Genomic DNA, 10,433 nt, shown 5'->3' on the forward strand with positions numbered 1-10,433 from the left:
GAACTCGCACCGCTCGTGGGTGAACTCCTGAAGCGCACGAAGCAGATGGGGTATTCGATGGATGCCGCGTACACCAGCGGCTACGACTGCAGCTACACGAGCGGTACCAAGACGCTGTCGAGCCACGCCTATGGTCGGGCGATCGACATCAACGGGCACGTCAACCTGCACAGCAAGACGTTCAAGAGTACTCTTCCGCCTGCGGTAGTGAAGATGTGGCTCAACGCCGGGTTCTCCTGGGGTGGTCACCACAAGAAGTACGACACGATGCACTTCGAGTACGTGGGCTCCAAGCGCGCCATTTCGGGGTATTACGACAAGCTGATGAAGACGGCCGTCTCCACGGCGCCGCCGGTGAAGGAGAGCGGGTCGTTCCCGCAGCTCCACAAGGGCAGCCACAACAAGGCCGCCGTCAAGACGCTGCAGTACCTCTTGCGCGGCCACGGCTACTCCCTCGCCACCGACGGTTCGTTCGGTCACTCGACTCACGAGGCGGTGTTGTCGTTCCAGTCGAAGTGCTCGCTGCACGCGGACGGCGTGGTCGGGCACAAGACGTGGCCCGAACTGCTGCCGAAGCTGCGTCACGGTTCGAAGGGTGAGGCCGTCAAGGCGCTCCAGCTCGAGCTGCGCGCGGCCGGGCACCACGTGCTGGTGACCGGGTACTTCGGTTTGAGCACGAAGCTGGCGGTCTTCTCCCACCAGCGCTCGCACGGCCTGCACGGCGATGGCGTCGTCGACAGCCACACGTGGGGGTCGCTCGTCGACTGATCGACGCGCCGCCCACTCGGGGGACGCAAGGCCCGGGTCGTCATGACCCGGGCCTTCGCGTTCGTGTGTGGTCCCGGCACCCGGGACGCCCCCTGCGCCCTGTCCCGTCCCGCTCTCTACGCTGACGACAGGACATTTCTCAACGGACGAGAGGCGTATGCACATGGCGGCACCCTTCCGCGTGGCACTGACCCGCGACTTCCGCGCCGACGACGGCAGTATCGGGTGGGGAGACATCGGCATCGACAAACTCGAGGCAGAACCGGGCGTGGAGTGGGAGTATCTCCCCGTTGACGAGACGCCGCTCTCGCCGGGCACCCTGGCCGGTTTCGACGGCAGGCGGCGCTGGACCGCATCCTCGCTGCCGCCCGCGCCCAGGGCAAGGCCGTCGGCTTCCTCGCCGACGACGCCGACCACGCCGCCGTGCTGTTCCAGCGCGGATTCTCGGTGCTGGCGTGGGGCAGCGACCTCGCAGTGTACCGCACGGCGCTCAACGACGGGATCGCGCAGATCCGTGACCGGCTGAGCTGACCGGGGCGCCGGCGTTCTCGATGAGTAAGACGCCGACGCCCAGAGCGGCCCTCGCCTGCTCTGGGGGTGTGACGATGGAAGCGGCGCGGAACCGCGCGATCCGACGCGGGTTCTCGTGACGGTTGCCGCGCCGCAGGGGCACAGCCCCGCCGTGGGGTGGGGCGTGGAGAGAAAGGACCCACCATGTCTCAACGGTTCACCGGACGTAGCATCGTCATCACCGGCGGCGCATCGGGACTCGGGCGCGCCACCGCGACGCGGCTGGCGGCCGAGGGCGCGCGGTTGACGCTCGTCGACCTGTCTGAGGAGGGTCTGGCCGCCGCGGTGGCCGAGATCCGCGGTGCGACGGCGGATGCCGAGATCACCACGGTGACCGCCGACGTCTCCCAGGAGACCGACGTGCAGCGCTACGTGGATGCCGCGGTCTCCGCCTACGGGCGCATCGACGGCTTCTTCAACAACGCCGGCATCGAGGGTCGCCAGAACCTCACCGAGAACTTCACCGAGGCCGAGTTCGCGCGCGTGATCTCCATCAACCTCAATGGTGTCTTCCTCGGGATGGAGAAGGTGCTGCGGGTCATGCACGAGCAGGGCAGCGGGGCCATCGTAAACACGGCGAGCGTCGGCGGCATCCGCGGTGTCGGCAACCAGTCCGGCTACGCGGCGGCCAAACACGGTGTCGTCGGTCTGACGCGCAACTCCGCCGTGGAGTACGGCGCGATGGGCATCCGCATCAACGCCATCGCCCCCGGGGCGATCTGGACGCCGATGGTCGAGAACTCGATGAAGCAGATCGATGCCGACAACCCGCGCGGCGCCGCCGAGCAGTTCATCCAGGCCAACCCGACCAAGCGGTACGGCGAGCCGCACGAGATCGCCGCGGTCGTCGCCTTCCTGCTGTCGGAAGACGCGAGCTACGTCAACGCCGCGATCATCCCGATCGACGGCGGCCAGTCCGCGAAGTACTGACGTCCGCCGCCGCGTTCGCAGATTCGGACTGTGCACGTGGATGCGGATGCCGTCGAGCATCCGCATCCGGCGACATTCTCCGAATCCGTGGACGCGGGGCGGTCGAACGCGGGGACCGTCACCGCGCGGCGCCCGTGCGGCGCGCCAGGAACGCGTCCTGCGCGGCGGGGTTGAGCGGCAGTACGACCGCGGCGCTCCGCTCCGACGACACCGCGGTCGCCGCGAGGGTAGGGGTCGAGGTGGCCGGCGACCTGCATCAGCTCTCGCGCGCGGCGCACCTCGGCGCGCAACCGATGCTGCTGCAGCACCACGACCCGCCGGCCCGAAGCGGATGCCGCCGCGACCACGGCATCGATCTCGGCCAGCCGCCCCGCGAGCGGCTTCTCGACGATCACGTCCTTGCCGGCAGCCACCGCCCGCAGCACCGCCTCGGCGTGGGGGTGCACACCGCCACCGCGTCGGCATCGCCCTGGTACACCACGTCGGCCTCGGCGTACACCGGCCATCCGATGCGGTCACCCACCTCACGTCACAGGCCCGGTCCGCGGGCACGTCGAACAGACCCGCGACCGAGACCCTCAGCTCGACGAGCGCGGGCGCGCCGGGCATCGCGCCGCGGACGCCGACGGGCGGGTACTCCACCCACGACACGATGGCGCGGGCCTCGTCGGCGGTGGCCACGAGCGGGATCATCAGACCGGTCGCCCCGACGTCGAGCGCGAGGCCGATGTACTCACGTCGAGCCGCGGGCGCGGACGGTCCGAGACGAGGGCGCCTGTGAGTATAACTTTTCCTTATTTCAATGATAAGAAGACATAAGTAGATCAGGGTATTGCGCGGGATTATGCTCGGGATCGTTTCCAGACGAAGGAGTCGGAAGTGACGGGTATCAGAACGACGGTCGCTGAGGTCATCGGCCGAACGATCGCTCATCTCGGAGTCGCGCACGTGTTCGGGGTGGTCGGTAGCGGGAACTTCCACGCGACGAACGCTCTCCTCGCCAACTCGGATGCCGGGTTCACGGCGTCTCGGCACGAGAGCGGTGCGACAAGCATGGCCGACGCCTATACGCGCGCCACCGGCGAACTCTCCGTGGTGTCGTTGCACCAGGGGTGCGGTCTGAGCAACGGCCTGACTGCGCTGGGCGAAGCGGCGAAGGCGCATACCCCGTTGCTCATCATCGCCGGTGACACCCCTGGGTTTGCCAAGACGTCGAACTTCTGGATCGATCAGGACGCGGCCGTGACGGCGATGGGCGCCGTCGCTGAGCGGATTCATCGACCCGAGACCACAGTCGAGGACGTCTTCCGTGCGTATGTTCGGGCGGTGATGGACCGCTGCCCGGTCGTGCTCTCGATGCCCATCGATCTCCAGGAGGAACAACTCGACTGGGATGTGACGGACATCCCGGCGCTCCCCGTCCGACTCCGGCCGGCACTGTCCGCGCAGGCGATCACCGCGACGGTGGATGCGATTCAGGCGGCACATCGACCAGTCCTTCTCGCCGGCCGTGGGGCCAGACATGCGGGTGAAGCGCTGCGGGCTCTGGGGGAGGCGTCCGGCGCTCTGCTCGTTACTTCGGCGGGCGCACGCGGCCTGTTCGCAGATGACCGTTGGTCGTTGGACGTCTCCGGCGGATTCGCGACGGTCGGCACCGCCGAGATCATTCGTGAGGCCGACCTCATCGTTGTCTTCGGCGCGGCTCTCAACAAGTGGACCACCCGGGGTGGTGGCCTGTTCGAGAACAAGATCGTGGTCCAGATCGATGACCGACCCGAGGCGATCGGTCTGCATCGACGGGTCGACATCGGGGTCGTCGCGGACGCGGAACTCGCTGCCACCGCGGTCCGCGCAGAGCTTCTTTCTCGAGGTGGGAGGAGCGACGAGGGGTACCGCACGTTCGACGCCGCCCAGCGGATGGCGGCCTCGGTCTCCTGGTCGGCGCAAGCATATGAAGAGCGGACCGACGAAGGCTGTATCGACCCCCGCACCCTGGCGAACTGGCTGGACGAGCACCTTCCCGAGGAGCGTGTCGTGATCGTCGACGGTGGCAATTTCTTGGAGTACGGCGGGATGCATCTTCGCGTTCCCGACGAGAGGGGGTTCTGCATCCCGCTCTCCTTCCAATCGATCGGGCTCTCGGTGGCCAGCGGAATCGGCGCGGGGATCGCCCAGCCAGGCCGGCTCCCCGTCGTCGGCGTCGGCGACGGGGGATTCCTCATGTCTCACGTCGAGTTGGAGACCGCCGTGCGCCTCGGTCAGCCGATGGTCGTTGTCGTGTACAACGACGCGGCTTACAGCGCGGAGGTTCAGCTTTTCGGTGAGGACGCTGACCTGAGGACAGTTACGTTCCCCCCGACCGATGTTGCAGCGATCGCACGCGGCTACGGGTGCGATGCGGTGACCGTGCGTTCTGAAGCCGACTTCGCTGCCATCTCGACGTGGTTGTCGGAGCAGCCGCGTCGACCACTCGTCGTCGACGCGAAGATCGCGAGCTTTCCATCCGTGATCCTGAGCCACATGCACGAGATCGGCGAATAGCCACCCACCGAGGTGGTTCGACGACGAACCACCTCTCGTACTGACAGGAGAAGCACGTGAAGAACCGACTTTGCCGCAGGCGCGGGGCCACCGCGGCGGCAATCACCCTGACGTTGCTGGCTGCCGTTGGCTGTTCAGCTTCGGGTTCAGGAGGATCCGATCCGGGAACCGCTGGCGACAACGGTGATGGAGCGCTCACCCCGATCGTGGTCGGTGCACTTCCCATCGCGAACTTCGCCTACTTGTACCTGGGCGTTGAGCAGGGCTTCTTTGAGGAGGAGGGGTTGGAACCGACGATCGAAGCGGTGGGTACCGGGAGCGAGTTGGTAGCCGGCGCCGTCGCCGGTAGCTATGACGTCATCGGGTCGGGCTACGTGCCGGCGTTCACCGCCGCCAGCCAGGGTATTCCGCTTCGTATCATCGGGGCCGCCGACGCAGGCGGAAGCACGCTGGAGGACGACTGGACGCCGATCTCAGTAGGCGCTGATAGCAACATCACCTCGCCGGAGCAACTCGCCGAGAGCGTGATCGCGGCGAACGCGTTGAAGGGTGTGGTGGAGGTGACGACCCGTGCGGCTTTCGACAAGCTGGGGATCGATACTTCCAACCTCGAGCTGGTGGAGGTTCCCTTCCCGGACATGCCCGGGGTCCTGCAGCAGGGCACGGTTGACGCGGCATACACCGTGGAGCCCTTTGCGCAACAGGTCAAGGCCAACGGAGGGAAACCGATCTTCTCGCCGTACGCGACGCTCGGCAAGGACTTCCCGAACGGCGGCTGGCAGGCCATGCAGCAGGTTATCGACCAGGACTCCGAGATGGTCGACGCGTTCATTCGCGCGCTGAAGAAGTCGGTCGATTACGCGGCCGCCAACCCCGACGCAGTGCGCGAGGTCATTCCGACTTTCACTCGTGTTCCCGCCGAGGTTGCCGACGTGATGAACCTGCCCGTGTTCGTCTCCGAACTCAACAGGCCCGCACTGCAGGAACTCCTCGGGTACACCGAGAAGTATGGCGTCATCGAAGAGATGCCGAACCTCGATGACCTCATCTACGAGCCCGCGAGCTAGCGGGCCAGTGTGACGCAACAGGCTGTCGGGATCACGCCCGATCTCCCAGCCCGGACGCGATCGGGCAGCACGGTTCTTCAGCGGTTGTTCCACGGACTCGGCTCCCTCGGTGGAGTCGTGGTCGTGGTCCTGCTGCTGGAGGTACTCACCCTCCTGGGCGTGCTGCCCGGCCGATTCCTCCCTCCCCCGTCTGAAGTGCTCGGAAGACTCGCACTGGAAGTCCAGATGGCGACGTTCTGGACGGCGACCTGGCAAACAGTGCTGGGGTGGGCGCTCGGACTTCTGATCGCGATGGCGATTGCGATCCCGGTCGGCATCACCTTGGCGTCGAGTAACCTGATCTACTTTGCTACACGGCCGATCGTTGAGTTCCTTCGCCCCGTACCCTCTGTAGCTCTCATCCCCCTTGTCTTCCTGGTCTTCTCGCCGACCATGGAGGGGAAGGTCTTCCTGGCCGCGTATGCGGCGACCTGGCCACTTCTCGTTCAGACCCAGTACGGCATCCGGAGTGTTCAGTCGACACAGCGGGACACTGCGCGCTCATTCCAGATCGCGCCCTGGCGCGTCATCATGAGGGTAGTGATGCCCAGTGCGTTGCCCTACATCGCGACCGGGCTCCGAATCTCCTCCACGGTCTCACTCATCCTCGTTGTCAGCGGGGAGATCATCCTTGGCGCGCCCGGTATCGGACAGCAGATCAATCTCGCGCGAGAGGGCGGCGATTTCGCCGCCATGTACGCTTTTGTCGTCGTGGCTGGTCTCGTGGGTCTCGCCCTCAATGCCATCTTTGCGCGTGTGGAACGTCGTCTCCTGCACTGGCATCCTTCGCAGAGGAACCAGACAATATGACGCGCCGGAAGCCGATCTATCTCGCTGCTGAGATCCTCACCCCGGTCATGGTGATCGTCGCGGTGGGAATCTGGACGAATGTGGGCGGGACCTTCTATTTTCCGCCTTTGCAGAGCGTGCTGGAAGCGTTCCGGGAGAACTGGCTGTTCAGCCGGTTCGGCACCGATGTCGTCCCGAGCCTGCTCAGACTGATCGTCGGGTATGCGCTCGCAGTCGCGGTCGGCGTCGGCGTCGGTATCGCGCTCGGGCGGGTCAGCTGGCTTCGACGCCAAGCATCGCCCATCGTGGAGTTCCTCCGCGCGATACCCCCGCCGGCGCTGCTCCCGTTCACGATCGTGATGCTCGGCGTTGATTCGGCTGCGAAGATCGTGCTCATCGCCTTCGTGTGCGTGTGGCCGATTCTGCTGAACACGATGGATGGAATCGCAGGAGTCGAGGCGACCATGCGCGACACGGGTCGCTCCTACGGTGTCAGCCGTTGGCGCAGGCTGTTGCGCGTGGATCTGCCAGCCGCCTCGCCTCAGATCTTCGCGGGTATGAGCACCAGTTTGCCGCTCGCCCTGATCCTCATGGTGATCAGCGAGATGGTCGGAGCAACCAACGGAATCGGGTATTTCATCATCCAGGCGCAGCGGACGTTCGCGATCGCCGACATGTGGTCGGGAATCATCCTGCTGGGCGTACTCGGGTACCTGTTGAACCTCATCTTCGTAGTGATCGAGCGTCGGGTACTCGCATGGCATTACGGAATTCGCGAGCGCGCATCGTGAAACAACGGAAACGGAGAAGAAATGCTGTTGTTTGACGGCGTGAGCAAGCGATATGGCGATTCGCAGACGGGGACACTCACCGTGCGCGAACTCACCTTTGAGATCGGCGCGGGCGAGATCGTGACGGTTGTCGGCCCGTCAGGATGCGGGAAGACGACGATCCTCAAATTGATGGCCGGTCTGCTCGAGCCCACCGGCGGCCGGATCGAGATCAACGGTAGGCCGCTTCAAGGGCCGCCGAAGGAGATCGCGCTCGTCTTCCAGGACTACAGCGCCTCGCTCTATCCGTGGATGCGGGTCGCGGAGAACGTCCGATTTCCTTTGGTCGGCACGGGGCGGACGAAGGAACAGATCGCGCGTCAGGTCGACGACGCACTCACTTCGGTCGGCCTGGGTGAGTTCGCGGACCGCTACCCGTGGCAGCTGTCCGGTGGCATGCAGCAGCGAGTGGCCATCGCCCGCGGCATTGCATACCAACCCGAGATCCTTCTCATGGACGAACCGTTCGGCGCCCTCGACGCTCAGACACGCGCCGACCTGGAAGACCTCGTCATCGGAGTGCGTGATCGGTTCGGGATGACGGTCGTCTTCGTGACCCATGACATCGATGAGTCGGTGTATTTGGCTGACCGTGTGCTCGTCATGGGTCCGCGGCCGACATTCGTCGAGCAGACCCTCACCGTCGACCTCCCCTTCCCTCGTGACCAGATCGTCACCAAGGAGCTTCCGGAGTTCGCCCACTTGAGGGGGATCGCGTACCGTAGTATCCGCGCCTCCAGCGAGCTCATGGCTGGTCGAGGCGCGCACCCGCCTGCAGCCTGAGTGAGACATCGAGGTGCGCGTGGATCTCAACCTCCTGCGGGTTTTCGTGGCGATCTACGAAACCCGCAATCTGACGCGGACCGCAGAGAGTCTCCATGTCACGCAGCCGGCGGTGAGCCAGGCGCTGCAACGCCTGAGACGGGGCATCGGCGACGAGTTGTTCGTCCGTTCGGGCCGGGAGATGACACCCACGTTGCACTCGACTCAGATCTATCCGGACGTGCGGGCCGCGCTAGCTCGGATCGCAAACGCCGTCTCGGCGATCAGGGACTTCGATGCTTCGACGACAGCGCTTGAGTTCCGATTCGCACTGTCGGAACTGGGTGAGACGACGTACCTCCCGCCGATCACTGCGGCTATCCGCTCTGCCGCGCCACACGCCCGCATCCGCGTGATTCCGCTCGTCGACGGTCAGTCGGCTGACCTGCTCGAGTCGGGGAGTACCGACATCCTTATCAGCTCCACGCCAGCGCTGGCAGGTCGCGAGTCGACCGTTCTCAAGTCCGAGAGCTATGTCGTGATGATGAACGCCCGTCATCCCCTCGCGGAGTCGGGTGCGCTGACGCTGGAGACGTACTCGGCGGCCTCGCATGCGAGCGTGTCGGGAGATACTGCTCGCCCGAGTCTGGACGTGGCGCTCAATTCCCTGTCCCGTCCGCCCCGCGTGGTTCTCGTCCACACGCGGTTCGCCGCACTGCCGCACGTGCTGCAGTCCACTGACCTTCTTGCCACCGTGCCGGCGTCGGTTGCGGCCGCCTGGGTCGAATCGTGGCCGCTGGTGGTTAGACCCTTGCCGCTTGATCTGCCGCCGGTGCCGGTGCGGCTCTACTTGCGAAACGCGGGCGATGACGATGCGCACCTCCGTTGGCTGCGGGACGCGACCCTGGAAGCGATCCACGGGGTGAGCGACCCAAATATCGCGGTGGTCCCCTCACGGTGGAGCCTCGGATGACACACTTGGGGAAGGGGAGGGATGATGCCGATCATTGATGCTCAGGTCCACCTCAACATGGTGGGCATTGAGGCGGGTCTGGTGGCGATGGATGCCTGCGGCATCGACGCAATGGTCATTGACGAGTTCCGCGGATTCGACCCGCGGGGACGTCCGCTCCCGGCGGTGCCGCTCCCGGGAGGATCGGTGCGGCACGTGCAGCCCCTCGCCGAATTGGCCGTCACGTTGCATCCGGAGCGGTTCGCCTACATCACCCGCGCCCAGCCCGACGACCCCGATCTTGAGCGGGTGGTGGCCGACGTCGCCGGGCGACCGGCGTGCCTCGGATTGCGCATCCTGCCGTTCGTACCGCACCCGCCCAGCGCCGGTGAGCAGCCCGAGAACGAGGCGGCCGTCGAGGCCTTGGCGCGGACACTGGTCGGCGGACAGTACGATGACTATTTCGCCTTCGCGGAGGCCGCGCGGGTGCCGGTGTTCGTCCAGGTCAACGGCATCGGCATCGCCGGTCGGCTCGACGCCATCCGGCTCATCGCCGCCGCGCACCCTGCCCTTCCCGTCGTGCTCGACCACATGGGCGTCGCAATGCCGGGGAGCCGCACGCACCGCCCCGACCGGTTCGCCCAGTTCGAGGAGGTGTGCGCGCTCGCCGAACTACCCAACGTGCACCTGAAGTGGGGGCATGCGACGCGGCTGGCCGAGCAGCCGTATCCGTTCCCCGACGTGCGCGAGGTACTGCACCGCGTCGTGGCGGCGTTCGGGTCGGCGCGGGTGATGTGGGCCAGTGACTGGACGCTCGACCTGGAATGGAGCTCGTGGGCGGAGTCGATGGGCTACATCCGAGAGGATGAGGGCCTCACCGCCCGCGAGCGCGACGACATCCTTGGCGGAACGGTCGAGCGCGTCCTCGGCTGGTCGCCGTGACCACGCCCGACCGTTCGGCGCCTACTGCGTGTAGAACAACTCGCACGGCAGGATCGCCCCCGTCTGATCGCGCTGAATCCGCTTACATCGGCCTGACGGAAGAACATCCGGTAGGTCATCCTGCCGCCGCGCACCGGGTCGGATCGCAACTGGAATGCGGGTACGTGTGGGTCAATGACCACGGCGCGACCCGTCTCGACCTGCGCGCCCCGTTCGGCGGCATGAAACAATCCGGCATCGGCC

11 protein-coding genes are annotated in these 10,433 nt (G+C 65.9%); 10 read left to right on the forward strand and 1 reads right to left on the reverse strand.

Translation table 11 applies throughout. From position 1 onward, the window contains the following. On the forward strand, positions 1–768 hold a 768-nt coding region (locus ACK5KK_RS13330; RefSeq protein WP_416890572.1), incomplete at its 5' end, for a peptidoglycan-binding protein. 714 nt (positions 769–1,482) lie between these two features. After that, on the forward strand, positions 1,483–2,268 hold the full coding sequence (locus ACK5KK_RS13335) for a glucose 1-dehydrogenase (protein ID WP_416890573.1): 786 nt from the start codon (positions 1,483–1,485) through the stop codon (positions 2,266–2,268). Here ACK5KK_RS13335 and ACK5KK_RS13340 read toward each other — a convergent pair. Beyond that, positions 2,214–2,714: a Gfo/Idh/MocA family oxidoreductase gene (locus ACK5KK_RS13340; protein ID WP_416890574.1), complete on the reverse strand. Its 501-nt coding sequence runs from the start codon at positions 2,712–2,714 to the stop codon at positions 2,214–2,216. The genes ACK5KK_RS13335 and ACK5KK_RS13340 overlap by 55 nt on opposite strands. 433 nt (positions 2,715–3,147) lie before the next feature. Between ACK5KK_RS13340 and ACK5KK_RS13345 the strand changes: the two genes are divergently transcribed. The 8 genes from ACK5KK_RS13345 to ACK5KK_RS13380 form a co-directional block, all read left to right on the forward strand. Continuing rightward, positions 3,148–4,809 carry a thiamine pyrophosphate-binding protein gene (locus ACK5KK_RS13345; protein WP_416890575.1) on the forward strand — a complete coding sequence of 554 codons (1,662 nt, stop codon included), beginning with the start codon at positions 3,148–3,150 and terminating at the stop codon, positions 4,807–4,809. A 56-nt stretch (positions 4,810–4,865) separates the two neighbouring features. Then, the gene (locus ACK5KK_RS13350; protein ID WP_416890576.1) at positions 4,866–5,876 is read left to right on the forward strand and encodes an ABC transporter substrate-binding protein; all 1,011 of its coding nucleotides are present in this window, start codon (positions 4,866–4,868) and stop codon (positions 5,874–5,876) included. A gap of 123 nt (positions 5,877–5,999) precedes the next feature. Then, a complete protein-coding gene (locus ACK5KK_RS13355) occupies positions 6,000–6,725 on the forward strand; it encodes an ABC transporter permease (RefSeq protein WP_416890577.1) in 726 nt (241 codons plus the stop codon). After that, positions 6,722–7,495, forward strand: coding sequence for an ABC transporter permease (locus ACK5KK_RS13360; protein WP_416890578.1), 774 nt, complete (start codon positions 6,722–6,724; stop codon positions 7,493–7,495). The genes ACK5KK_RS13355 and ACK5KK_RS13360 overlap by 4 nt, the downstream gene beginning before the upstream one ends. Before the next feature lie 21 nt (positions 7,496–7,516). Beyond that, positions 7,517–8,317 carry an ABC transporter ATP-binding protein gene (locus ACK5KK_RS13365; RefSeq protein ID WP_416890579.1) on the forward strand — a complete coding sequence of 267 codons (801 nt, stop codon included), beginning with the start codon at positions 7,517–7,519 and terminating at the stop codon, positions 8,315–8,317. 19 nt (positions 8,318–8,336) lie between these two features. Then, complete coding sequence (locus tag ACK5KK_RS13370; protein WP_416890580.1) at positions 8,337–9,269, forward strand: LysR family transcriptional regulator; 933 nt, start codon at positions 8,337–8,339, stop codon at positions 9,267–9,269. A gap of 21 nt (positions 9,270–9,290) precedes the next feature. Beyond that, entirely contained in the window at positions 9,291–10,190 is a 900-nt protein-coding gene (locus ACK5KK_RS13375; RefSeq protein ID WP_416890581.1) for an amidohydrolase family protein, read from the forward strand. After that, on the forward strand, positions 10,187–10,433 hold a 247-nt coding region (locus ACK5KK_RS13380), incomplete at its 3' end, for an aldehyde dehydrogenase family protein (RefSeq protein WP_416890582.1). The genes ACK5KK_RS13375 and ACK5KK_RS13380, both read left to right, overlap by 4 nt.

Origin of the sequence: Microbacterium sp. (assembly GCF_047972865.1) — a bacterium.
Taxonomy (GTDB): Bacteria; Actinomycetota; Actinomycetes; order Actinomycetales; family Microbacteriaceae; genus Microbacterium.